The 23,946-nt window shown below is 68.1% G+C and carries 17 protein-coding genes and 1 pseudogene; 3 read left to right on the forward strand and 15 right to left on the reverse strand.

Going from position 1 to position 23,946, the window contains the following annotated elements; genetic code table 11:
- Positions 1-15: 15 nt before the first annotated feature.
- On the reverse strand, positions 16-918 hold the full coding sequence (locus tag AB0J95_RS21875; RefSeq protein ID WP_364760496.1) for an NADP-dependent oxidoreductase: 903 nt from the start codon (positions 916-918) through the stop codon (positions 16-18).
- A complete protein-coding gene (locus tag AB0J95_RS21880) occupies positions 918-2,375 on the reverse strand; it encodes an MFS transporter (protein WP_364760499.1) in 1,458 nt (485 codons plus the stop codon). The genes AB0J95_RS21875 and AB0J95_RS21880 overlap by 1 nt, the downstream gene beginning before the upstream one ends.
- Before the next feature lie 98 nt (positions 2,376-2,473).
- On the opposite strand from AB0J95_RS21880, the gene AB0J95_RS21885 reads away from it, so the two are divergent.
- On the forward strand, positions 2,474-3,142 hold the full coding sequence (locus AB0J95_RS21885; protein WP_364760502.1) for a TetR/AcrR family transcriptional regulator C-terminal domain-containing protein: 669 nt from the start codon (positions 2,474-2,476) through the stop codon (positions 3,140-3,142).
- Here AB0J95_RS21885 and AB0J95_RS21890 read toward each other — a convergent pair.
- Both AB0J95_RS21890 and AB0J95_RS21895 read right to left on the reverse strand, forming a co-directional pair.
- Positions 3,131-5,488: a hypothetical protein gene (locus tag AB0J95_RS21890; protein WP_364760505.1), complete on the reverse strand. Its 2,358-nt coding sequence runs from the start codon at positions 5,486-5,488 to the stop codon at positions 3,131-3,133. The two genes, AB0J95_RS21885 and AB0J95_RS21890, sit on opposite strands and share 12 nt — an antisense overlap.
- A 308-nt stretch (positions 5,489-5,796) precedes the next feature.
- Positions 5,797-6,213, reverse strand: a complete 417-nt coding sequence (locus AB0J95_RS21895) for a hypothetical protein (protein ID WP_364760508.1) — start codon at positions 6,211-6,213, stop codon at positions 5,797-5,799.
- 203 nt (positions 6,214-6,416) lie between these two features.
- Between AB0J95_RS21895 and AB0J95_RS21900 the strand changes: the two genes are divergently transcribed.
- On the forward strand, positions 6,417-8,480 hold the full coding sequence (locus tag AB0J95_RS21900) for a tetratricopeptide repeat protein (protein ID WP_364760511.1): 2,064 nt from the start codon (positions 6,417-6,419) through the stop codon (positions 8,478-8,480).
- A gap of 31 nt (positions 8,481-8,511) precedes the next feature.
- Here AB0J95_RS21900 and pafA read toward each other — a convergent pair whose 3' ends face one another.
- The 6 genes from pafA to AB0J95_RS21930 form a co-directional block, all read right to left on the reverse strand.
- On the reverse strand, positions 8,512-9,870 hold the full coding sequence (gene pafA / locus AB0J95_RS21905; protein WP_364760514.1) for a Pup--protein ligase: 1,359 nt from the start codon (positions 9,868-9,870) through the stop codon (positions 8,512-8,514).
- A 70-nt stretch (positions 9,871-9,940) separates the two neighbouring features.
- Positions 9,941-10,372, reverse strand: coding sequence for a chromate resistance protein ChrB domain-containing protein (locus AB0J95_RS21910; protein WP_364760517.1), 432 nt, complete (start codon positions 10,370-10,372; stop codon positions 9,941-9,943).
- Positions 10,369-10,854 (reverse strand): Chromate resistance protein ChrB, encoded by a 486-nt coding sequence (locus AB0J95_RS21915; RefSeq protein ID WP_364760520.1) that lies wholly within the window; start codon positions 10,852-10,854, stop codon positions 10,369-10,371. The genes AB0J95_RS21910 and AB0J95_RS21915 overlap by 4 nt, the downstream gene beginning before the upstream one ends.
- A gap of 201 nt (positions 10,855-11,055) precedes the next feature.
- A complete protein-coding gene (locus AB0J95_RS21920; protein ID WP_364760523.1) occupies positions 11,056-11,796 on the reverse strand; it encodes a hypothetical protein in 741 nt (246 codons plus the stop codon).
- A 177-nt stretch (positions 11,797-11,973) separates the two neighbouring features.
- Positions 11,974-12,954: a cation diffusion facilitator family transporter gene (locus AB0J95_RS21925; RefSeq protein WP_364760526.1), complete on the reverse strand. Its 981-nt coding sequence runs from the start codon at positions 12,952-12,954 to the stop codon at positions 11,974-11,976.
- A 209-nt stretch (positions 12,955-13,163) separates the two neighbouring features.
- Positions 13,164-14,318 (reverse strand): permease, encoded by a 1,155-nt coding sequence (locus AB0J95_RS21930; RefSeq protein WP_364760529.1) that lies wholly within the window; start codon positions 14,316-14,318, stop codon positions 13,164-13,166.
- Positions 14,319-14,786: 468 nt separating this feature from the next.
- Here AB0J95_RS21930 and AB0J95_RS21935 point away from each other — a divergent pair.
- Positions 14,787-14,894, forward strand: a pseudogene (locus AB0J95_RS21935) (GlsB/YeaQ/YmgE family stress response membrane protein); the annotation flags it as partial.
- A 54-nt stretch (positions 14,895-14,948) separates the two neighbouring features.
- On the opposite strand, the gene AB0J95_RS21940 reads toward AB0J95_RS21935, so the two are convergent.
- The 5 genes from AB0J95_RS21940 to AB0J95_RS21960 all read right to left on the reverse strand — a co-directional run bounded on the left by AB0J95_RS21940 (position 14,949) and on the right by AB0J95_RS21960 (position 23,922).
- A complete protein-coding gene (locus tag AB0J95_RS21940; protein ID WP_364760532.1) occupies positions 14,949-17,201 on the reverse strand; it encodes a glycoside hydrolase family 9 protein in 2,253 nt (750 codons plus the stop codon).
- A gap of 10 nt (positions 17,202-17,211) precedes the next feature.
- Positions 17,212-19,461: a cellulase family glycosylhydrolase gene (locus AB0J95_RS21945; protein WP_364760535.1), complete on the reverse strand. Its 2,250-nt coding sequence runs from the start codon at positions 19,459-19,461 to the stop codon at positions 17,212-17,214.
- 71 nt (positions 19,462-19,532) lie between these two features.
- Entirely contained in the window at positions 19,533-21,440 is a 1,908-nt protein-coding gene (locus AB0J95_RS21950) for a glycoside hydrolase family 9 protein (protein WP_364760538.1), read from the reverse strand.
- A gap of 299 nt (positions 21,441-21,739) precedes the next feature.
- Positions 21,740-23,050: an APC family permease gene (locus AB0J95_RS21955; protein ID WP_364760541.1), complete on the reverse strand. Its 1,311-nt coding sequence runs from the start codon at positions 23,048-23,050 to the stop codon at positions 21,740-21,742.
- Positions 23,047-23,922, reverse strand: coding sequence for a carbon-nitrogen hydrolase family protein (locus AB0J95_RS21960; RefSeq protein ID WP_364760544.1), 876 nt, complete (start codon positions 23,920-23,922; stop codon positions 23,047-23,049). The genes AB0J95_RS21955 and AB0J95_RS21960 overlap by 4 nt, the downstream gene beginning before the upstream one ends.
- Positions 23,923-23,946: the final 24 nt, after the last annotated feature.

Genomic DNA, 23,946 nt, shown 5'->3' on the forward strand with positions numbered 1-23,946 from the left:
CAGACAGACGTTGCGTCACCCCACTAGCAGCACGAGCTTTCCCCGTCCGTGACCGGCTTCGCCGACGCGGTGCGCCCGCACGATGTCGGCGAGCGGGAACGTCTGGGCGACCGGGAGTGCGAAGCGCCCGGAGTCGATCAGCTCGCCGATCTCGGCGAGGACATGGACCGCGCGGCCGGTGTCCCCGCGGCTGAATGTCACGCCACATTCCTGCGCTCCAACGAAATCGGCGAGCGTCACCACGTGCTGTGGGGCGCCCGCGAGGTCGATCAGCTCGGCCAGTACCCCGCTCCCGGCGACATCGAGCGCCAGGTCGACGCCACCGGGAGCCAGCGCGCGAACCCGTTCGACGAGACCCGCACCATAGGCAACGGGCTCGGCGCCGAGCGAGCGCAGGTAGTCGTGGTTCGCCGGACTGGCAGTGCCGATCACGCGCGCCTCTCGTACCACGGCGAGCTGAACCGCTGCGCTGCCAACGCTTCCGGAGGCGCCGTTGACGAGCAGCGTGCAGCCGCCCTTGACGCCGAGTTGATCCAGCGCACGCGTGGCGGTCTCGATGGCGGCCGGGAGCGCGGCCGCCCCAGCGAAGTCCAGCGACGACGGGATCGGCGCGTAGTGCGACAGCACCGCCAGTTCGGCCTGCGCCCCGGCTTCGGCGGAGAAACCGAACACGCGATCACCAACAGCCACATCGGTGACGCCCGCGCCGAGTTCGTCGACGATGCCCGCCGCTTCGTGGCCGAGGGTCTGCGGGAGTTGCTCGTCCATCAGGCCTTGGCGTTTCTTCCAGTCGCTCGGGTTGAGGCCAGCGGCGCGCACCGCGATCCGGACCTGGCCCGGACCCGGGTGCGGATCGGGAAGATCCACTGTTTGCAGGACCTCTGGGGCGCCGAACGTGCTGAAACGGACTGCTTTCATCACTGAGCCTGTTCTTCTCGGGGCTGCATGGGCAGGCGGAACACCAGGGCGAAGGCGGCCGCCAGTGGTACCAGGCAGGCCCATGCGGTGACCTGAAGGGCGTGGGTCGGGATGTGCGAATTGAAGGCGGAGAAGAAGACCGTGCCCAGGACGGCGACGCCGAGCGCGGTCGAGAGTTGTTGCACGGCTTCGAGAACGCCCGAGGCCGAGCCGACCTCGTTCATGGTGACGCTGGTCAGGATGAACCGGAACAGCTGCCCGATGCTGGCGCCGACCCCGAGGCCGAGCAGGACCAGCCCGGGCACGAGGTCCCAGGTCGAGGCGGTGCGGGCACCGGTGAGGACCAGGGCCAGCGCGACCGCGCCGGCCGCGATCAGCAGGATCCCGATGTGCAGCAGGTGCCGTCCGAGCCGCTTGACCAGGACCATCGAGCCGACCATGCCGAGCACCATGCCCACGACCATCGGCGTCAGGGTCAGCCCGGCGTGGATCGGTGACCAGCCCTCGCCGAGCTGGCCGTAGAGCGAGATGCACAGCAGCAGCCCACCGAACGCACCGAACAGGGCCAGTGCGACCGCGATCCCGCTGAGGTAGGTGCGGTTGGCGAGCAGGGCCGGTTCGATCAGGGGGTCGTGCTTGCGGCGCCGCTCCCAGAACAGGAACGCGACGAGCAGGATCACCCCGGCGGCGAGCAGCCCGAACGCCCAGGCCGGCCAGCCGTCGGGCTGCCCCTGGATGAGCGGGTAGGTGATCGCGACCAGTGCCAGGCCGGCCAGCACGACGCCGACGATGTCGAGCTTGACGCCGGGATGGCTGGCGCCGCGGGGCAGCGACCGGACCGCCAGCGGCAGCATCAGCGCACCGATCGGCAGGTTGATCAGGAACACCAGGCGCCATCCGGTTCCCCACAGGTCGGCGTCGACGAGCCCGCCGGCAAGGATCGGCGCGGCGAGCATCGCCATGCCCGTGACGGGGCCGAACATCCCGGTCGCCCGGTCGAACTCGTCGTCGTCGAAGACCTGTTTCAGCAGGCCGAAGCCCTGGGGGATCATCAACGCCCCGAAGGCTCCTTGCAGGGCCCGTAAGGCGATGAGCACGCCGATGGTCGGCGCGACGGCGCAGGCGGCCGAGACGAGGGTGAACCCGGCCGAGCCGACGAGGAACAGCCGGCGGCGGCCGAGGATGTCGCCGAGCCGCGCACCGGCGATCAGCAGGACGGCGAACGCGATGGTGTAGCCCGCGCTCAGCCACTGGATGGAGCTGTCGCCGCCGCCGAGGTCACTGTGGATGGACGGGGCGGCGACGTTGACGATGGTGGCGTCGAGCAAGTCCACCATGTTGGCGGCCAGCACGACACTCGCTACGACCCAGCGCAGGCGGTAGGGCCGGGTGGTCGTCGTTGAGGTGATCATGAGGTCCTCCTGGCCGCGGACCAGCCGGGCAGGGTTGTCGTACATCGTTCGTCACGAACAACGTACGTTACGAACAGCGTTCGTGACAAACACCGTTCGTTCGGGGTACGGTTGCCATCAAGCCCGCACGGAAGGTCCACCTGATGAACGCCCCCCAGCGCCAGCGCTCGACCCGCGACCGCCCGGCCAAGGCCCCGCTCAGCGAGAACGCGGTCGTCGACGCGGCCCTGGCGATCCTCAAGACCGACGGTCTGGACGCGGTCACGATGCGCCGGGTCGCCACCGCCCTGGACACCGGCCCCGGTTCGCTCTACGTCTACGTCAACGGCCGCGAAGGCCTGCTCCAGGCGATGCAGGACCGCGTGATCGCCACCGTCGACCTCGACCCTGTGGACCCCACACAATGGCGTACCCAGCTGCATTCACTACTGGCCCGCATGCACGGCGCTTTCGTCGCCCACCCGGGAATCGCCGCGACCGCGATGACCACTCCCCCGCGGACCGAAGCGGCGCTGCGCCTCCTGGAGAACATGCTGGGCATCCTGCTCGCGGGCGGGATCGATCCGCAGCGCGCCGCCTGGGCCACCGACGTCCTCGCAGCCTTGGTGACCCACGCCGCCGTCGAAGACGACGTGCGCCGCACAGACGACGTCGGCGGCGAGTTGCACAAGACGTTCACCGGCCTGCCCGCCGACCGGTTCCCGCTCATCACCACGCACGCCGCGCAGCTCGTCGCGGGCGATGGCGAGCAGCGGTTCCGCTTCGCGGTCGACGTCGTCCTCGACGGCCTGCTCGCCGGGTCAGCCGCCTAGCGGGGCGAACTTCGCGCCCACCGAGATGTCGTGATCAAGGGTGATCGTGCAGGTCTTGCTCGTACCTGCGAACGCGCATTCGCCGACCCAGCCCTTGAAGGAGGCGATGCCGACCCCCGCGGTGAACGTGAGTGTGGCCCGGCCGCTGTTTCGCGGAATCGTGTAGTGGCACGCCGATGTGCAGTTGTGGCCGTCGCTGACGTCCACCCAGGCGTGGTGCGACGCCACCCGGTCGTATTGGTTCACCACGTCGACCTTGAACGGCGCCGGGGTGAACGTCGCCGACACGGTATGCGGACCGTCCATTGTGACCGAACACGCGGCACCACTGCAGTCGCCGGTCCACGTGCCGAACACGAAGCCCGCCGCGGGGGTGGCGGTGAGGGTGATCCTGGTGCCCTTGGGGACGTCCACGAAACACTTGCCAGGACACTGAATGCCGCCACCGGAGACCGACCCGTTCGCGGGCGACGCCACCGACAGCCGGACCGGCGGTTCGGGTTTGGGCGTGAACGTGTAGGTCACGCTGATCGGCGCGGTCCCCATCCGCACGTCGCACGCGGTGCTCGTGCCGTGGCAGCCGTCGCCCCAGCTTCCGGCGAGGTGGCCGGCGTCGGGGGTGGCGGTGAGGGTGATCTGCACGTCCTTGGCCAGGTCGACGAAACACGTTGCGGGGCACTGGATTCCGCCGCCGGACACGGTTCCGCCCGCTGAGGGGTTCACGGTCAGCCGGAACCTCGGGATCTCGCTCACCGTGATGTTGACCGACGTCGTGCCCTGGCGGCCGTCGGGCATCGTCACCTCGACCGCGACAATGTAGGGCGCCGGCCGTGCCTTGGCCCACTTGTGGTTCGTGGTCACGCCGTCGTTGACGTCACCGTCGCCGTATGTCCAATGTGCACTCTTGGGCGCCACCCCGGATGCGTCGGTGACGGTGAGCGTGATGGGTTCGTCGACCGTGGGCGTCGCCTTGTCCACCACGATCTGGAGTTTGAGCGGGGCAGCCGGGTTGCTGGGCTCGGTCGGTCCCGTGGGAACGCTGGGGTTCTGCGGGTTGTCCGGGACTTGCGGGTCGTTCGGGGCCTGAGGCTGGTTGGGGTTCTGCGGGTTGTTGTTGTCCGACGGGACAACGCCGGAGGGCTTGGGGTCGTTCACCGGCCCGCTGGGCGGGGCTGGCGCGCTCGGCTGTGAGCCGTCGCCATGGTTCGGATCCACCACACCCTTGTCGGGGTTGTTCCGGTCGTACTTCTTGATCCGGGTGAGGCTGCCGTCCACCTGGACCACACCGGCGTCCTCGGAGTTGGTGTCGTTGTAGAACACGACACCGTCGCGGGTCATCAGCTGGAACCTCACGTTCGGCTTCAGCACGGTCGGCTTGGCGATCACCCGCGAGTCCCGCAGGTTGATCACCCACACCTGACCGGTGGTGTAGTCCGGGACGAACACCCGGTCGCCCGCTTCCACCGCCGGGCCGAAGTCGCTGCCCGCGGTCAGCGGGATCGCGTTGTCACACCGCGCTTTCGCCAGATCACAGACGTCCAGCACACCGCGGGCGGCCACCACGTAGATCCGCTCGGTGTGCGCGGAGCCGCTGACCTGGAACTTGTCGTCCGGCCGCAGATCGAGGGCGAACGTGCCGGTGACGCGGCCGGTGTCCCGGTCGATGCTGACCGCCTTGCGGTCGGTGGGATCCACGATGACCGGGTGGCCGTCGGCGATGGTGATGACACTGTTGCCGGGTTTCACGACGCCGGTACGGATCGTCTTGTCCTGGCCGATGACCCGGTCGACGTCGCCGGTGGCCACATCGACCGCCCACAGTGTGCCCGTGTCGTCCACTGTGACCGTTCCGGCCGCGAGCCTGCTCGCCACCGACAGCATGCCGCCGCGCCGGTCCAGGGTCTTCGGGTCCGCGGCCGCCAGCAGCCCGCGGGTCGTGTCCAGGGCATAGACCGTGCTCGGCCCCGCGACCAGGCTCAACGCGCTGCCACGGACATCGGCGATCGGCGCGGACGGCGCCGTGGGAACGAAGTTCACGCCATCGACGCGGCGGACGGTCCCAGTGGTCTGGTCAACTGTGTACGCGGTCGCTCCTTGTTGGACCACGCTCAGCGCGTCACCCGGCTCGGCGACCCGGACTTGCGCGGACACCTCCGCCGATGCCCCGTCCAGCAACGTGATCTGCCCGACCTTGGCCGACGCGAACCATGCCGAACCGGACAGCAGGCGCACCGTGTCCACGTCATTGCCCTGGTCAAGCCCTACCAGGACCGCGCCGCCGACAGCCACCATCGCCACCACACCGGCGATCGCGCCCCGGCCGCGGACTCCCCGGAAAAGCCGCATAACAACGTCCCCTCGCAGTACCCGCGCGATCACCGGGCGGGAACACTGTCACGAAACCCAAGCGGAGCAACAGGAAACCCCTGCGAGTTCGCCAGGCTACGGAACGTGCGCCAGTATACGAACCAGACCGGCCCGGGCCACCAGTTGGCTCGTTCGCCAGCGAACCCTGACGCCCAGACTTGCCCCACTGTCCACATGTGACAGTGGGGGCACGGCTTAGGACAAGCCGTTGGCTTGCGGCTTCGTGGCCGGCAACCGCCGGACGGACTCGGTCAGGTTCTCCTGGCTCTGGTCGAGCACGTCGGGCGTCAGTTGATGCACCACTTGCCGTCGGCTTGTTTCATGTTGATTTTCTGGTCGACGGACTTCTTGTCCTCGTCACGGACCATGGTGACCGCCGCGACCGCGGTGTCGCCCGATTCGGTGACGTCATTGAGGGTGACCGTGAGTTTGGTGCCCTCCAGGCCGCGCATCGACCGGAGGAACTTCGAGTCCGGCTTGCAGACGAGCTTCTCCGCCTCCTCCATGGCGTGGTTCTGGATCACGTCGACCGCTTTCTGGCCGAGCGCCTTCGCACTTCCGGTGCTGTCGCCACCGAAATCACCGCTGCTGCTCGAGCCACCAGCCGGAGTCGTCTGCCCGCTCGACGACTTGTCGCCGTCTCTGAGCAGGAGCACCAGCACCAGCGCCACCACCGCGCCCACAATGACCACGATGAGCCCCACGATCAGACCGGTAGTGCTTTTCCGCGGTGGCGGGTACGGCGGCGGATATCCCGGCGGACTTTGGTACTGGTACGACATTCGCCTCAAGCGCTCCTGCACGGACGGCCACAGATCGATCGCACGCTATCCGAAGGCGGTTTCACGGCCTTTTCACCGGCCTGACGCCGCCATCTTGGTCACCTCGCCGTTCTACCATCGGCGTTGTGGACGAGCCTGCTGTGCGCAACGAGGTGTCCGGGACTGTCTTCGGCGCCGTGGTGCAGACGAACGCCGTTCACGGCGGCCTGCACATCCACCAACCCGAGCCACCTCGTGTCGTGCCACGGCAGTTGCCGGCCATGGCGAACCGGTTCGTCGGGCGCGCGAGCGAACTGGCCGAACTGGACACCGGCGGGGACGCCGGGATCTCGGTCATCGGCGGCCCGGGTGGTATCGGCAAGACCTGGCTGGCGGTGCACTGGGCACGGGAACACGCGGACCGCTTCCCGGACGGCCAGCTGTTCGCGGACCTCCGCGGGTTCAGCCCGGACAGCGCCCCCATGCCGCCTGAAGTCGCGTTACGCGGATTCCTGAGCGCTCTGGGCGTTCCGTCGCCGCACGTCCCGGCGGATCCGCACGCGCAAGCCGCCTTGTTCCGCAGCCTCACCGCGGACCGCCGGCTGCTCGTGATCCTGGACAACGCACGAGATTCCGCACAGGTGAGCCCGTTGCTGCCGGGTGGCGACCGCTGTCGTGTCCTGATCACCAGCCGAGACCGCCTGGCCGGACTGACCGCGACCCGCGGTGCCCGCTATCTGCGCGCGGACGTCCTGTCCGATGTGGACGCTCATGCCCTGCTTTCCCTGCAGTTCAACACCTCTGGCCCGGTTGGCGAACTGGCCCGGCTGTGCGGCGGGTTTCCGTTGGCACTGAGCATCATCGCCACCCGGAGCCACCTGGACGTCGCCGAACTGGTTGCGGACCTGCGCGAGGCCGGGCTGGACGCCCTCGACGACGGCGACCCGGCGGCAAGTCTCCCGGCCGTGTTCTCCTGGTCCTACCAGGCATTGCCGGCCGATCAGGCGCGGGCCTTCGGGCTGCTGGGCATCGCGCCCGGCGCCGACATCGGGCCCCATGCGGCGGCGCGCCTTCTCGATCAGCCGGTCTCATCGGCCAAGCGGTTGTTGCGCAGCCTGGTCGACGCCTCGTTGGCCGGTCAGACTTCCTCCGGCCGGTATGAGATGCACGACCTGCTGCGTCAGGACGCCATCGCCCGTGCCCGCAAGAACATGCCCGAGGCGGATCGCGATGCGGCACTTCGCCGGGTGGTCGAGTTCTACAACTACGCCGCACAGGTCGCCGAGCACGCATTGGGTGTGCCGGGCACCGACGATGAGTCCGACCAGGTTCGTCCTGGCTGGGAGATCTCGCGGTTCGACGATCAAGCGTCCGCGATGGCGTGGTTCGACGCCGAGTATCACAACTTGCTGGCCGCGCAGCACGTCGCGGTCGGGCACGGGTGGCATGAGGCCGTGTGGCGATTCGCCTGGAACCTGGTCACTTACCGGGAACGGAGAGGGCGCACGCACGACAGTCTGGCCGATTGGGCGGCGGCGCTGGCGGCGGCGGAGCAGCTCGGCAACAACGGCATGCGCTGCACCGCGCACCGGTTCTATGGCAACGCCCTGGCCGAACTCCGGCAGTACGACGACGCGCTCGACCACCTGCGACGCGCCCTCGACCTGTCCGACGACCGGCTGGCCAATGCCGAGACCCGGCGCACCCTGGCGTGGATCTACGGCCAGCAAGGCGATTTTCGCCAAGCCCTCGACCAGGCCACCGTCGCACTGACCACCTACCGGCAGGCCGGCGACCGGCTGGGCGAAGCCATCGCCCTCAACGCAACCGGTTGGTACACAGCACATCTCGGCGACCACGAGCGGGCCCGGCAGTTGTGCACGGAGGCGCTCGTCCTCAACCGGCTCCACCACAACCGCGACGACGAAGCCAACGCCCTGGACAACCTCGGCTACATCGCCCACCACACCGGCGCGTACGCCGAAGCGATCGAGCGCTACCACCAAGCCCTTGCGCTGCACCGGGAACTCGACGACACCTACTTCACGGCCCTGACCCTTGAACAGCTCGCGTTCAGCCACAATGCGCTTGGCCAGCACGAACACGCCGTTGCCGCGTGCCAGGAGGCGTTGCGCCTGTATCTCGCCCAAAACTGCGCCGAAGACGCGGCACGAGTCCAGAACCAGCTCGACGCACTCGGTCCGCGATGATCCCGCAACGACCGTTGTGAGTGGGTGTGGGTTAGAGGCTGGCGATGAGGCGCTCGACGCGTTCGTCCACGGCCCGGAACGGGTCCTTGCACAGCACCGTGCGCTGGGCCTGGTCGTTCAGCTTCAGATGCACCCAGTCCACCGTGAAGTCCCGGCCGGCTTCCTGGGCGGCGGCGATGAAATCACCGCGCAGCTTGGCCCGGGTGGTCTGCGGCGGAGTGTCCTTGGCCGCCTCGATCTCCCCGTCGTCGGTGACCCGGGCGACCAGATCCTTACGCTGCAACAGGTCGAAGATGCCCCGGCCGCGGCGGATGTCGTGATACGCCAGATCCAGCTGGGCGATCCGGGCACTGGACAACTCCAGCCCATGCTTGGCCTGATACCGCTCCACCAGCCGGTGCTTGATCGCCCAATCGATCTCCCGGTCGATCCGCCCCAAATCCTCCTGCTCCACCGCCTCCAACGTGCGCCCCCACAACTCGATCACCCGGTTGGTCACCGGATCGGCACCACGCCGCTCGACATGCTCGACCGCCTTGGCGTAGTACTCCCGCTGGATATCCAGCGCCGAGGCCTCCCGGCCACCCGCGAGACGCACCAGCCTGCGGCCGGTCAGATCATGACTGATCTCCCGGATCGCCCGGATCGGGTTGTCCAGGCTGAAATCCCGGAACTGCACCCCATCCTCGATCATCTCCAGCACCAGATTCGCGCTGCCCACCTTCAGCAGCGTGGTCGACTCGGACATGTTCGAGTCACCCACGATCACATGCAGGCGGCGGTAGCGCTCAGCATCCGAGAGGGGTTCGTCGCGGGTGTTGATGATCGGCCGCGACCGGGTGGTCGCGCTGGACACGCCCTCCCAGATGTGCTCGGCCCGCTGCGACAAGCAGTACACCGCGCCCCGCGGGGTCTGCAGCACCTTGCCCGCGCCGCAGATCAGCTGACGCGTGACCAGGAACGGCAACAACACATCCGCGATCCGCGAGAACTCCCCGGCCCTGGTGACCAGATAGTTCTCATGACACCCGTAGGAGTTACCCGCCGAGTCGGTGTTGTTCTTGAACAGGAAGATATCCCCGCCGATACCCTCATCGGCCAGCCGACGCTCGGCATCCACGAGCAGGTCCTCCAGGATCCGCTCACCCGCCTTGTCATGCGTCACCAGCTGCACCAGGTCGTCACACTCCGCCGTGGCGTACTCCGGGTGCGACCCGACGTCCAGGTACAGGCGCGAGCCGTTGCGCAGGAAGACATTCGAGGAACGTCCCCACGACACGACCCGCCGGAAGAGGTACCTCGCCACCTCGTCCGGGCTCAACCTGCGCTCCCCATGGAAGGTGCAGGTCACCCCGAACTCGGTCTCGATGCCGAAGATCCGCCGCTGCATGCCTCAAGCCTAGGGGTCGACGACCCTTTACCGGAGATGTCGCACGATATCTTCGCCCACCCGGGCAGCGTCAGGCAGGCTCACGGCCGAGTAGGCCCGCCCGGCGGTAGAACTCGTACAGGCCGTCGAAGACCGGCCCGGTGTGGTCCAGTGTCTGCCCGTCCGTGCACACCATGGACAGGCCGCGCAGCACCACATCCAGGCCCGGCGCCTCCGGGGCGTCGTAGCGTTCGTCGTCGACGTCGGCCTCGTGCACGATCTGGGCGATCCGCCACAGCACCGGATCGTCCAGGTCGTAGCGGCGCAGGATGGTCTCGAAGGTGCAGTCGCCGCCGTGGTGGGACAGCTCGACGCCACGCATGTCGAACGGCGTGGCGTCGGCCGGGACCTCCGCGGGGTCTCCGACGAACACGAACTCCGCGTCCGCGTCGATGTGGCGGCGGATCAGCCAGGCGCAGGCGGCGCGGTCGACGTGAACGCCCGCGCGGGTCGCCCACTTCACGAGGGCTGCTCCCGCTGGCTCATGGCCGGGGCGACGAGTGCCTCCACCGCCGCCATCGCCTGGTCACGTTCGTTGGGCGGGAAGTAGTCGCGGCGGTAGATGCGGCGGAGCTCCGCACGCAGCCGCCGGGCGAGGGACATCCGCGCCAGGTCGCCGAGCCCGGACCCCTCCAGGGCTTCGGCCGTGACCTTGGTGTACTCGTTCGCGCGTGACTTCGCCATGGCCTTGGCCAGGTCACGCTCGGTCGCCACGGCGCCGGGTTCGGCGATCCAGATCGCCGCGTTCCCACCCGCCTCCACCACCTCGTCCGCGATCCACTCCAGCTGCTCACGGGTCCGGGCATCCGCGGGCAACGCCACCAACCCATCGGAGATCAACGCGACACCCAGCCGCTTGAGCTTGCGCCACACCGTGATCCGAGGCGTCGACGGCTCACGCGGCAACCGGTAGCTCAACAACACCCACCGCCCCACATCCGCCATCACACCCTCCCGCCATGCCCGGCCATCACCCCTACTGTAACCCCGGTTACAGTCTCTCTTCGAGGCATGCCGGTGGCCGAGAGGGTGCTAGCACACCGCGGTGTTCAGGCCAGGGCAAACCACCAGCTCCCCCACCCAGCACACCCCGCAACCACGTCTACGCCTCGAGGTAGGCCGACACTTCCGCAGAAGCGTCAGCCATCACCTGCCTCCGGTGTGGCGGTTCGTCATCCTGTCCGGAGGAATCTCGACCCACGTCCTGGTTCCGTCCCATGCTGACGCACCGTCGAGGGTCTTGACCTTGGTGTTGCGGGTGTAGGAGCCGAACGAGATCCGCTTCAGCTTCGGGTTCCTGGCCGCCTCCGGGGTCTTGACCACGAGCACCTGGCTGAACCCGTCGACCTCCGCCGTGACCTTCAGGTCCACGCCCGGCAGCACTTCCGGGTACGTCGCCGTCGGGCCGGCCAGCCGCGGCTCGGGCAACGCCTCCGGCCAGCCGAGACCGACCTCGGTACCGGCCTTGCCCACCTTGACGATCGGCGAGCCGGTGCCGCCGTTGGACAGCACCACGTCGATCGGCGCGACCTTGGGACCCACTGTCCCGTCCGGACGCCGCACCAACGTCAGGTCCACCGGTGCCCACTTGCCGGACTGTTTCACCCGGACCGGTTGGCGGTGCACGGTCATCGTCATTGAGCCGTTCGGGTTCGCCCGTACCTCAGTGGACTCGTCCGTCTGGCTCAGCACTCGCACGGACTTGTTCGCGGCACGGGCGGCTAGCAGGGCCGACGCCGCATCGGGGGTCTCGTCCGGGACGGCAGCCGGGGCGGCCACAGCGGTGACCGCTGGAACGACCAAACCGGACAAACAGACTGTGAGTGAGAGCAGCATGACCGACAGTGCTCGTCTTCGGGCGCGCGGCATCGCGAACTGACGACTCATCAGGTGCCCCCCATTGGCAACCTCGGTGGTGAGCGATTGGCTCACCCGCCTTCGACACGGCCAAGAGATGACCTTGCCTGGTGTGACCGCCGGTCACAATCCGCCAAAGGGAGCGCACCAAAAAGTTCGTACCCTGCCGGTCGCGGTTGTGAACAGCCCTGTCCTATCTGGACCGGGTCAGTTCTCGCGGTGGTGATGGGCGACGAGTTCGTGTTCGCCGTCTCCGTGCGGACCGGCCGGGTGGACGTGCAGCACCGCCCGGCTCAGCCGCGGCAATGCGTGCAGCAGGCGGTGTTCGGCCTCGTGTGCGATCCGGTGGGCGTCGCTGAGGCTCAGGCCCGGATCGACCTCCAGGTCGGCTTCGGCGTGCAGGGCGTGCCCGACCCAGCGCATGCGGACCTGGTCCACCGCAAGGACTTCCGGTGTGCCCGCCAGGGTCCGCTCGGCCTCGTCGACGAGGTGCGGGTCGACCGCGTCCAGCAGTCTTGCGAACACCTCCTTGGCCGCGCCCCACAGCACCGACAGGATCGCGGCGGTGATCAGCAGGCCCACCACCGGATCCGCCCACCGCCAGCCGATCGCCGCACCTCCCGCTGAGACAAGCACGGCCAGGCTGGTGAAGCCGTCGGTCCGAGCGTGCAACCCGTCCGCGACCAAAGCCGCCGAGCCGATCTGGCGGCCGACGTTGATCCGGTAGCGGGCCACGATCTCGTTGCCCAGAAAGCCGATCACACCCGCGGCGGCGACCCAGCCGATGTTGCGCATGTCCTGCGGCTCGATCAGCCGCCTGACCGCTTCCCACCCGGCCAGTCCGGCGGAGGTCGCGATGACGGCCAGGACAACCAGGCCAGCGAGATCCTCGGCGCGGCCCAGGCCGTAAGTGAACCGGCGCGTCGCGGCCCGACGCCCCAGCACGAACGCGATGCCGAGCGGGACCGCTGTCAGCGCGTCGGCGAAGTTGTGCAGCGTGTCCCCGAGCAGCGCCACCGAACCGGTGAACGCGACCAGAACCGCCTGCCCGACAGCGGTGATCATCAACGCGGTGAACGAGATCCACAACGCGCGCATCCCCCGGCGGCTGGCCTCCAGCGCGCTGTCCACAATGTCAGCCGTGTCATGGCTGTGCGGCACCACCGCATGCCGCACCGCTGCCCACATCCGGGCTTTCGCACTGGCTCGGTGCCCATGCCCATGCCCATGACCATGACCGTGCCCGTGGCCATGCCCGTGTCCGTGCTCGGCAGTCACGCGCTCGCCCCTTCGCCTGGTCGATTCGATCCTTGTCGCAGACGGTACGGGTCCAGGTAGGTACGCGACAACGGCGTAACAGCCATCTACCTGCAACAACCAAAGAGTGTCACAGCAGACTAGTCCACTGTGGATGATTGGGCGTCCGGGGAGCCGCCCATCATGCGCAGCATGTCCCGGCCACCGCTGCGGAAGAACCGGACCAGCAGGACCACGGCGAGGGTGAGGAACGCGATGTTGAGCCAGGTGGTGTAGTTCCACGAGATGCCCTCGTTCATCACCGTCGCGGAGCGCTCCCCGGGAATCAGGCCGGTGACACCGAACAGCAGCTCGACCAGGTAGCCGGCGCCGACCATGGCCGCATAGAAGGTGCCGAGCAGCACCAGCGTCATCCGGGCGCCGTAGTACTTCCGGTAGATGTTCAGGATCGGCAGGATGAGCAGGTCGGCGAAGATGAACGCCACCACGCCGCCGAAGCTGATGCCGCCGTTCCACAGCACGGCCGCGAGCGGGACGTTGCCGATCGAGCAGACGAACGACAGGATCGCCACGATCGGCCCGACGATCGGTCCCCACACCGCGGAGACGACCGGGTGGTCGGTGAAGAAGAACGCCCGCCAGAACGATTCCGGCACCCACGCCCCGATCGCCCCGGCGATCAGCAGCCCGATCACCAGGTCGCGCAGGATCGCCGCCCACTCCATGACGAACACGTGTGACACCGAGGTGAACCCGCGCGGCGAGAACAGCCTGCGCCAGAACGAACCCTCGCCCTGCACGGACATGTCCATCGCCGCGTGGCCCTCCATCGACCCGGCCAGCCCGCGTTCGGCCTGCTCGCGCGCTTTGGCGAGCAGACGCTCACGGACGAGGATCCGGAACAGTACGGCCAGCAGCACGATCATGATCGGCCCGCCGACGAACTCGGCGGCGGTGAACTGCCAGCCCATCAGCAACGCCATGATGATCCCGAGCTCGACGACCAGGTTGGTGGAACCGATCTCGAAGGCCATGGCCGCGGTGAAGTGCGCGCCCTTACGGAACAGCGAGCGCGCCAGCGCGACCGCGGCGTAGGAGCACGACGACGACGCGGCGCCGAGCAGAGACGCCACCGCCAACGTGCGCGGCCGGTCATCGCCCATCAACCGCACGATCGTGGACTTACGCACCACCGCCTGCACCACAGCGGACAACAGGAACCCAAGGATCAGCGCCCACAAGATCTCCCAGGTCATCGACCCGGCCAGCGCCAGCGCGTGCCCTATCGCGCCCACAACCACCACCCCTTCATACCCGCATGGGGTATCCGCCCCGCGCGAAGACAACCCCCATCGTCCTCGCCCTCACCACGACTCGCAGAAGATGCCCGGACCACGATTTCGTAGTCCACAAAGCCCATCGGACAGGTGTGGGATCGGGTGCCCGCGGTCCAACTCGGCGCGAGGGGGAAGTTCGGCTGGTAACTGAGGTCGCGCCTCGGCGACGGTCAGCGTCCAGTCGGCGACCGTCCGCTGCTGCCTCCTCGGTCACATCGAGCGGACTGGTGACCGGCGACCACCGGCAGCTCGGTCATCGGTGGTTCACCGGGAGGGTGCCTACCAGGAGCAACATGCCGAGGCCACCGAGCAGCGTCTGCCCCGCGAGCATCCCGAGCAGACAGATCATGCCCCACAGGGCGATTTTCACGAGACAAGTTTACTGGCCGCGCCAGGAGTTTCCGGCCGGGAAAACGGGTATCGCTCGCGGAGGTGACCAACGGAATCGACTGGATCGAGATCATCATCCAGGTCGTGCTCGCCGGGATCGGCGTCAGCCTGGTCGCCGGCCTCTACGGACGACGAAGGGTCTAAGCGCCCAATCGGTGATGCCACCGCCCGGGAGCGGGCGGTGGCATCACCTGTCCCTCAGCGGACCGACCGGCTCACTGGCCCGCAGTGCTGCCGTTCGGCCTGGTCGGCGGCGAACCCGGCGACCCACGCCAACGCGGAGTTCCAGTTGATGGCGACCTCGTTGGTCGACCAAGACCCGTTGTCGTCGATGTAGCACATCGCCGCCGCGCAACCCTTGAGCTTGTCCTGCGCCACCGGATCCTGGATCCCCGAGTTGGGGCCGCCGGCGAGCGAACCCGCGGGCGGGTTCGGCAAAGCCGGATCGGACTGGTGGGCCCAGAAGCGGTGGTGCTCGTTGTGCGAGTCCCGCTCGCCGTAGCCGGTCACATAGGACTTGTTCAGCGGGTTGCGACCCAGCAGATAGTCCAGTCCACTGAGGACAGCGTCCCGGTACGCGGTCTTGCCGGTCAGGTCAAACCCAGTGGCCAGCACCACCAAGTTGTTGAGCACCTGGCTGTTGGAACCCCACACGTACTGTCCGCCGCTGGGCGCGTACGCGACCTCGTACGCCTGTCCACGCGCCGCGGCCAGCATGGTGTCAGCCCCAGTGACGACCGAACGCCGGACACGCTCACGGTCGGGCAGACGGCTGGGCACGGTGGCCAGATCGAGCCGGCCGAGCGCGGCGACCGACTGCCAGGAGAAACCGTCCACAGTGAACACGTCGGCGGTGTGCAGTGGCGACGACAGCACCGCGTCGCGGTACTCGGGCGCACCGGTGCTGAGGTACAACTCCGCTGCCGCCCAATAGAACTCGTCGGTCACGTTGGTGTCGTCGTAGGTGCCGCCGCCGTTGCCGTCCGAAGGCGAGGCGTAGACTGCCGGATTGGCTTTGGCGGCGGTCCAGGCCTGACGGGCCGCCGTGCGGCACCGGTCGGCGAAGGCCCGGTCGTAGGGCGCGAACACCCGTGCGCACTGGGCGGCCGCGGCGGCCAGGTTCAAGGTCGCCGCCGTGGACACCGGGTGCAGCTCACGCAGCTTCGGGTCCAGGTTCGGCAATTGCGGGATACCGGTCCACTCGTTGTCGTGCACCTTGTGGTGTGCCATCCCGGCGAACGGCTGGCCGGCCGGAACCTGCATGCGCAGCAGGAAGTCCAGCTCCCAGCGGGCCTCGTCGAGAATGTCGGGAACACCGTTGGCCCGCTCGGGGATGCGCAGCCTGCCATCGCCGAGCCCACCCGGGTGGGTACGCACGCGTTCGAACTCGCTCATCAACTGGGCGACCGAGATCCCGCCGTTCACCACGTACTTGCCGTGGTCACCGGCGTCGTACCAGCCGCCGCGCACATCCAGCCGGTAGTCACACACCCCAGGCTGGCAGGCGACGTTCGTGTCACCTTGGTTCGGTGCCACGCCGAGATGTCCGGCTGGGCGGGCGTAGGCGGCGCCGACCAGCGCCGCATCGATGGGGATCCCGCTGCGCTGGTGGTAGAAGAACGCCAACGAGTCCGACCGCAGGCGCTGGTAGAAGTCGCCGCCGATGTCGAAGGGAACGCTGGTCTCACCGTCGGCGCTGAGCGTGTACCCGGTGCCGGTACCCGCCGAGCCGAAGTCGATCAGGTGCGTGTTCTGCCGCGAGGTCGGGTCGATTCCTTGCGGCTTGGTCATTCCGTGCGCCGCGACTGTCCCGTTCGGACGTTTCAGCTGCCACGCCACCGGTTGCGTGGCGTCGGTGACGAGCGTGGCGTGCTTGGCGGAACTGGGCAGGTAGCCGGACTGGTTGACGCGCACTCTCGGTCCGGTGTCGGGAATGTAGGGCGGCGGTGCCGTCCCGCCCGCGAGCGACACGTCATCCAGGCAGAAGGTGAACCCGTCCGGGTTGCCACCAATCTGGAACACCACTTGGGCTTTGGCGGTGGAGACCGACGAGGTGAACGCGAACTCCGATCGGCCGGGCGTCTCGGTCAACGGCACCTGCTGGGAGGTTTCCGCGGTATAGGGCGGATCCGCCAGCTGGACGTTGGCCCGGACGGTGACCGGGGCGGACGCCGACGCGGTGAAGGCGAACGCGTAGGGCTCCCCCGCGACCAGGTCGATCTCGTTCTGGCCGATGCTCACATCCCAGGGATTGGTCGTGCCGGCCGGAACGGTCGTACACAGCCGGCCGTCCACCACCGCGGCGGGCGCGTTGGCCGACCACCACCAGGGCGCGGTGCCCTCGTCGAACCCGCCGTTGGCGACTTGTTCGGCTGGGGCAGCCGACGCCGCGACCGGTGTCGTCAACACCAGCGTCATCGCCAGCAGAGCAGTGAGGGTCTTGCGGGACATCCGTTTCCTTTCAGCCTGTGGTGCAGGCACTTCCGTTGAGGGTGAACGACGCCGGCGCCGGGTTGGACCCGTTGTGCGTGCCGTTGAAGCCGATGCCCGTCGAGGCATTCGGTGCCAGCGTCCCATTCCAGGCGAGGTTGGCCGCAGTCACGTTCGCGGCGGACTGGGTCCAGGTGGCGCCCCAGCCGGGCAGGGTCACCTGCTGGCCCGCGGCGTAGGCGAACCCGAGGGTCCAGCCGTTGATCGTCGTGCTGCCGGTGTTGGTGATGGTCACGTTCGCCGTGAACCCGTTGGCGCCGCCCCAGTTCGAGGCCGCGTAGACGACCTTGCAGGTGGCGGTTCCGGGAGTGGTCGTCACCGTCAGGGTGCCTGAGTTGGCCGAGAAGTTGGGGACCGCGTCACGGGCCCGTACCTGGTAGCGGTAGCTGGTCGAGCCGGCCAGGCCGGTGTCGGTAAACGTGGTCGTCGCGGTTGAGCCGACCTGGCTGAAACTGCCGCCGGTGCCGGGCGCCCGGAACACCTCGTAGCCCGTCACGCCGACATTGTCCGTGGAAGCGCTCCAGGACAGCGTGACGCTCGTGGACGTCACTGAGGAGGCCGTGGGTGTGCCAGGAGTGGTCGGTGGCTGAGTATCTCCCCCGTTGCCGCCGCCGTAGATGGTGGCTTCCTTGGCGGTCTGACGAACTCCGTTGGGACCGTTGAGGAACCGCTCGCCCCACGGGGTGAGGCTGGCCGGGTTGAAGCCGTTGACCATGTCGAGGTACTCCACGCCGCCGCTGTTGCCGCTCCACGACCAGCCGAGGTAGCCCAGGCCGCGGGCCTGCGCCTGGGCCATGATCGTGTCCTCGTCCGGGTCGCCGTCGGAGTGCCGGTTGCCGAACTCGCCGACCACCAGCGGCAGCCCGGCGGTCTGGAACGCGTCGAAGTAGGCGTTGATCTCGGCCACGGTGTCGTAGACGCCATACATGTGGATGGAGAACACCGTGTTGTGCTGCGGATCGGCGTTGAACACCGCGGCCGCGTCGTCCCGCATGACGTTCTGCCAGTCCTGGCCCCACATCGGCGCGTCGGCCATCAGCAGGTGCCGCAGGCCCGCGGCGCGCAGCCGGCCGATCGCGCTGCTCGTGGCACTGGCCCAGGTCGCGCTCACCTGCTGGTTGTTGCCGAACGGCTCGTTGCCGAGGTTGATCACGACGTAGTTTTCCTGGCCCTGCAAGGCGTTCGCGACGCTGATCCAGTAGCTGGCGGCCTGGTCGAGACTCGCCGCCGCGCCTTCCTCGCCGAAACCGGTGGTGTCATGGACTTCCAGCACACAGATCAACCGGGACTGCTTGCACAGCGAGATCACGTTCGTGACCTCGGCGGCCGAGGTCGGCCCCCAGCGCTGGCCGCTGCCGAGAACGACCCGGACGGTGTTGGCGCCGAAGGACTTGATGTTGGCGAACGAGCTGGTTTGACTGGGGTACCAGACATGTGCGTGGTTGACTCCGCGCATGACGAAGGCGGCCCCGTTGGCCTCGGTGATCTTGGTGCCGCTGATCCGCAGACCACCGGCGTCCGCGCGCGGAAGGGCGGCCACCAATGCGGGATACCATCGGGCCTCCATCTTCTGGATGCCGGTGGAACTGTTGGGGTGCACGCCATCGGTGGTGTCGGCGGCGGTGTCGAACCCGGTCCACTGGTCGGCCACGGTGATCGGCGAGGCCGCGGTGCTGTGTGCCTGAGCCCATGCGGGGATGGCGTTGTTCAGGGCGGCCACGCGCTGGCCGCACGCGGAGCAGTTGGCCGGGTTCATCGGGATGATCTGGGCGACGATGAGCTTGATCGCCGGGTTGCTCGCACGCATCTGGCCGAGCAGCGTCGTGTAGGCGTCGAGGATCGTGCTCGCCGGGATGTTGTTCCAGACATCGTTGGTACCCAAGTGCATCAGCACGATGTCCGGCTTGGTGGCTGACAGCCAGCCGGGAAGCTGGTTGTCCCGCACGATCCCGGTCGCCAGGAAGCCACCGTGGCCCTCGTTCTCGCCGTCGTAGGGAAATCCGCACCCTGGAGCGGGCAGGGTGCCGACGAAGTCGATGTCGGTGTGCCCGGTGTCGCGCAGATGCTGCCAGAGCAGGGCCCGCCAGCAGCCGGGTGAGCCGGTGATCGAGTCACCCAGGGCCATGATCCGCGTCGGCGCGGCGGCCTGGACTGGCGTGCCCACGGCGAACGCCGTCAGCAACACGCCGATCATCATCGCCCGGAGCAACCGCCAGATCATGCCTACCTCCTCGTAGCCGATCTGGGAGCGCTCCCAGTCGGGATCGTCGCGGGTCTGACGTCGTCCGGCGCTCAGCCGGGCGGGGTGCCCCAGACGGTGGTCGTGCCCTGCACGAGGGTGAGATGGTCGCTGGTCACCGGGGTCGCGCCGCTGGGCGCCAGGCCGGTCCGCGACCAGTCGTTGGCCGGGTCCCAGGTGCCGGAGCTGGTGATCCGGAACTGGATCTCCTTGCGGTACCGGGACTGCCCGCCCGGCGCGACCCCACTCGAGCAGCTGACGTCGACGTAGTACACGGCGCCGGAGAACTGTTTGACGGCAGGGGTTCCGCACTGGTTGTACGGGGACGTGACGGTGATCTGCGCGGGTGTCGTGCTGCCGTCGAGGGTGAAGTAGTAGCGCAGCGATCCGGTGAACGTGCGCGCGGGCCAGGCCGATTTGTTCAGCACGAACGCTTTCACCTCGGTGAAGCTGGGCCCGTCCGGCTGGTTGAGCGCGCCCTGGGCGAGGATCTCCGGGCCATCAGGGGTCTCCGGCTGCGGGAACGAGCCGAGCGGCGTGCCGCCGTACTCGCCGTAGAGCCGGGCCAGCGCGCTGGTGAAACCCGCGTTGTAGTCCAGCGCGACCTCGTTCATCGTGTAGTTCGTGCGGTCGTCGGTGTAGGCGTCGTTGGGCCCGGTGGGCCCGCCGACCAGGGCGCCGTAGAGCACGTGCCTGCTCGTGGCCGGTTCGTTGATGTTGTCCGACCAGGAGCCGTGCGCGGTGCGGTGATGCGGGTTGCGTGGTGGGGTGGCGCCGAAACCGACCATATAACTGGATTTCCGTGGGTTGTCGCCGAGCGCGTAGCCGATCTGCCGGACACCGAAGTCGTGATACCGGGTGGCGCGCGCGGAATCCGCGGTCTTGAGCCAGTCGCTGTAGGTCAGCGCCACGAATGCCGTGTTGGCGGCGTAGCGCAGTGACCCCCACGAGTCCAGCACCGCTTGCCCGCCGGGCGAATACGGCACCCGTTGCCCGTTCACGCCGACGGTCCAGTAGTCCAGCCACCGGTTGGTGTCGTCGATGTAGGTCTGCTTCCCGGTCAGCCGGGCCAGCAACGCATACGCGCCATAGGATTTGTCGTCCCAGGCGATGGTCCACTTGTAGGAACGCGTGCTGCTCTGCGGTTCGGTGGACAGCTTGGGGTATTCCGCCTCGGCCTTGGCCAGGTAGGCGGCGTCACCGGTCGCGCGATACAGCCAGATCGCGCCCCACACCAGTTCGTCCTGGTAGCCGCTCCACGAGCGGTAGAAGTTCTGCGCGTCGGTGATGCAGTTGGAGTACGCGCCACGGTAGGTGTCCGCGAACGTGTAGAGCTGCTTGGCGTGCGTGAGCAACGTGGTGGCGTAACTTGGATCACTGGCCTTGAACACCATCGACGTCGCCGCCAGCTGAGCCGCGGCCTCACCGGCCAGGTCGGAGCCCGGGCAGGAGGCCGTGATCTTGTACGACGGACGGGGCATCGCCATCGTCTCGGCCGGGCCCCACCACCTGTGGTCCTCGTCGCCCTTGCCGACCTGGCCGTACAGCACGTTCGGCTGCGGATGCGCCTTGACCAGCCAATCCGCACCCCACCGCAGGTTCGAGGTGATGAACGGCAACTGGCCGGAGCGCTGATAGGCGGCCTGGTCGTCCACCACGCCCCACGCCAGCATGGTCATGCTGAACTCGAACGGCAGACCGAACTTCACGTGGTCACCGGCGTCGTAGAAACCGCCGGTCAGGTCCACGCCGACATCCTGACCGTCGGTCAGCGCGGAATCGCCGCGCCACGACACCCGGTTGCCGGCCGGCAGCCGGCCCGACCGCTGGGCGTCGTAGAACCAGATCGCCTTCTGCAGCGCCTCCCCATAGTTGAACGCCGCAGCGCCAACAGGATCGGCGGCCGCGGGCACGGCCACCACACCAGCGAACAGCAGGACGGACAGAACCCGAGACAGCATTGTCCACATGGGATGCCTCCGGCGGCAGGGGTTTTCTGGGAGCGCTCCCAGCTCCTGACCGTAGCGTCTCGTCTCCACGTTGTAAACCGGCACGAACACGACTACGGGATCGTGGGCGATGTGGCCGACCTGCCGGACGTCCGGCGGCGAACGCGTGGGCCGCCGCGAAACGGCTGCTGGCGTGGGAGCCAGGGACCGGGTGGGGTTCGGCGTGATGGAGCTGGAACGGCGCTATCGGCGGATCGGCGGCGAAGCCCAGTTCGTCGCCGAGTACTGCCGCCCGGACCTCGCCGAGGATGTCAGTCCTCGAAGGTCATTTCGGGTGGGGCGGTGCGGAACACGCGGGTGAGGACGGCGAGGTACACGACGCCGATGCCCAGCCAGATCAGGCCGAGGGTCAGCGCGATGCCGTCGAGGTTGGTCAGCAGCCAGATGTCCACCACGGCGCCGATCGCGGGGAAGACGAGTCTGGTCAGCACCGGGCCGCGTTCGCGCACGTACAACGCGATGACGCTGAGGTTGACGAACGTGAAGGCGGTGAACGCGCCGAAGTTGATGAACGACGTCGAGGTGCTGACGTCGAGGGTCAACGCGACGAGGCCGACCACACCGACCAGGGCGATGCCGAATATGGGGGTCTCCAGTCGTTGGTGGAGGTAGGCGAACACACGCTTGGGCAGCACGCCGTCGCGGCCCATGGCGTACATCAGTCGGGACGCGCCGGCCTGTGCCGCGATCCCCGAAGCGAACTGGGCGACGACGAGCCCGGCCAGGAACACCGCGCCGAACAGGGTGCCGCCAATGGTTTTGGCGATCTCGAAGGCGGCCGAGGAGGAGTCGTCGAAGGTGCTGCCCGGGTGCACCAGCTGGGTGGCGTAGGCCAGCAGGACGAAGATCGCGCCGCCGATCAACGCGGTCAGCAGGATGGCGCGGGGTATGGTCTTGCGCGGCTCGTGGGTCTCCTCGATCAACGTGGTGACCGCGTCGAACCCAAGGAACGCGTACGCCGCGAGCGCGGCACCCGCCGAGATGGTGGTCAGCGACGAACCTTCGTGCAGGAACGGGGTCGTGCTCAGCAGGCTGCCGCCGTCCACCACGACCTGGCGCAGGGACAGCACGAAGAAGAACACGATCACCAGGATCTGGAAGGCCATCAGGACGAAGTTCGCGCCCGCGGCGACCTTGATGCCCAGGATGTTGAGCACGGTGGTGGTCAGGATGAACCCGACCACCCACACCCAGGTCGGCACGGAGGGGAACTGCGCGTTGAGATACGCCGCGCCGATCAGCCAGATCACCATCGGCAGGAAGAAGTAGTCGAGCAGCACCGCCCAGCCGACCAGGAACCCGACGCGGGAGTCGATCGCCTTGCGCACGTAGGTGTACGCCGACCCGGCCACCGGATATCTGGCCGCCATCAAGCCATAGCTGGCGGCGGTGAACAGCATCGCCACCAACGCCAGCAAGTACGCGCTGGGCACGGTTCCGTTGGTCGACTCGGCGACGATGCCGTACGTTCCCAGCACGATCAGCGGAGCCATGTACGCGAGTCCGAAAAGGACAACCGAGCGCAGGCCCAGGTGCGGGGTCAAACCGGTACGCTGCTTCACGCGTCATCTCCTCGAGGCCGCCAACGGCCAGGGCTGATCCGCCCCTCGTACAAGGGAAGTTCGAGCGGGGCGTCGTGGTCGGTGAACTGGCTCCACATCCGGTTGAGCCCCGCCGTGCCGTGCTCCCGGACCTCTGCCACCCGCGCCAGATCCAGCGACGCGGTGAGCACAGTGGACTCGGTACCGGCCTCGGTCAGCACGTGGCCTTCCGGGTCGACTATCAGGCTCTGGCCCATCCCGGCTGGTGCGGCCGTGTTCACGCTCGCCACGAACACCTGGTTGACGATCGCGTTGGCACGGGCCAGGACCAGCTCCTGCGCGCGGTCGCGAGTCGTGGTCTGCACCGGGTTGAGGATCAGCTCGGCGCCCATCCAGGCGAGGTGCCGGGCCAGCTCGGGAAACCAGGCGTCGTAACAGATCGAGAACCCGACCCGGCCCGCGTCTGGCACGTCGAACACCACGAACCGATCGCCGGGATCATAGGGCTCATAGGGTCGCCACGGAAAAACCTTGCGGTACGAGGCAACCAGCGTCCCCTCAGGCGAGAACACCAAGGCGGTGTTGAACAGTTCACCGTTCGGGCCGCGTTCACAGACGCTGCCCGGAGCCAGCCAGATGCCGAGATCACCGGCCAGTTCCGCGAGCTGCGTAACCCGCGGCCCGGTCAACGGCTCGGCCGCCTGGCGCAGCCGGTCGTCGCATTCGGACCGTGAACCGGTGACTCCGCACAGGTGCAGTTCGGGGAACGCGAGCAGGCGCGCCTCGGGCTGTTCGGCGATCACCGCCTCGACCTCGGCGGCGAAGCCGGTCAGCGCGCGTTCGGCCGGGTGTGGCACGGCCTGGATCAGTGCGATCGGCAGCGGTCGCGGCATCGCGGCCCTCCTCGCTGGGGACAA

This window comes from Actinocrispum sp. NPDC049592, assembly GCF_040675465.1.
Lineage (GTDB): Bacteria > Actinomycetota > Actinomycetes > Mycobacteriales > Pseudonocardiaceae > Kibdelosporangium.

Excerpts from the sequence above, each read along its gene's own strand:
- pafA (WP_364760514.1), bottom strand. The coding sequence starts at position 9,870 with ATGCAGCGGCGGATCTTCGGCATCGAGACCGAGTTCGGGGTGACCTGC.
- AB0J95_RS21960 (WP_364760544.1), bottom strand. The coding sequence starts at position 23,922 with ATGCCGCGACCGCTGCCGATCGCACTGATCCAGGCCGTGCCACACCCG.
- AB0J95_RS21915 (WP_364760520.1), bottom strand. The coding sequence starts at position 10,854 with ATGGCGGATGTGGGGCGGTGGGTGTTGTTGAGCTACCGGTTGCCGCGT.
- AB0J95_RS21925 (WP_364760526.1), bottom strand. The coding sequence starts at position 12,954 with ATGTGGGCAGCGGTGCGGCATGCGGTGGTGCCGCACAGCCATGACACG.
- AB0J95_RS21945 (WP_364760535.1), bottom strand. The coding sequence starts at position 19,461 with ATGATCTGGCGGTTGCTCCGGGCGATGATGATCGGCGTGTTGCTGACG.
- AB0J95_RS21890 (WP_364760505.1), bottom strand. The coding sequence starts at position 5,488 with ATGCGGCTTTTCCGGGGAGTCCGCGGCCGGGGCGCGATCGCCGGTGTG.
- AB0J95_RS21950 (WP_364760538.1), bottom strand. The coding sequence starts at position 21,440 with ATGCTGTCTCGGGTTCTGTCCGTCCTGCTGTTCGCTGGTGTGGTGGCC.
- AB0J95_RS21940 (WP_364760532.1), bottom strand. The coding sequence starts at position 17,201 with ATGTCCCGCAAGACCCTCACTGCTCTGCTGGCGATGACGCTGGTGTTG.
- AB0J95_RS21920 (WP_364760523.1), bottom strand. The coding sequence starts at position 11,796 with ATGAGTCGTCAGTTCGCGATGCCGCGCGCCCGAAGACGAGCACTGTCG.
- AB0J95_RS21885 (WP_364760502.1), top strand. The coding sequence starts at position 2,474 with ATGAACGCCCCCCAGCGCCAGCGCTCGACCCGCGACCGCCCGGCCAAG.
- AB0J95_RS21880 (WP_364760499.1), bottom strand. The coding sequence starts at position 2,375 with ATGTACGACAACCCTGCCCGGCTGGTCCGCGGCCAGGAGGACCTCATG.
- AB0J95_RS21875 (WP_364760496.1), bottom strand. The coding sequence starts at position 918 with ATGAAAGCAGTCCGTTTCAGCACGTTCGGCGCCCCAGAGGTCCTGCAA.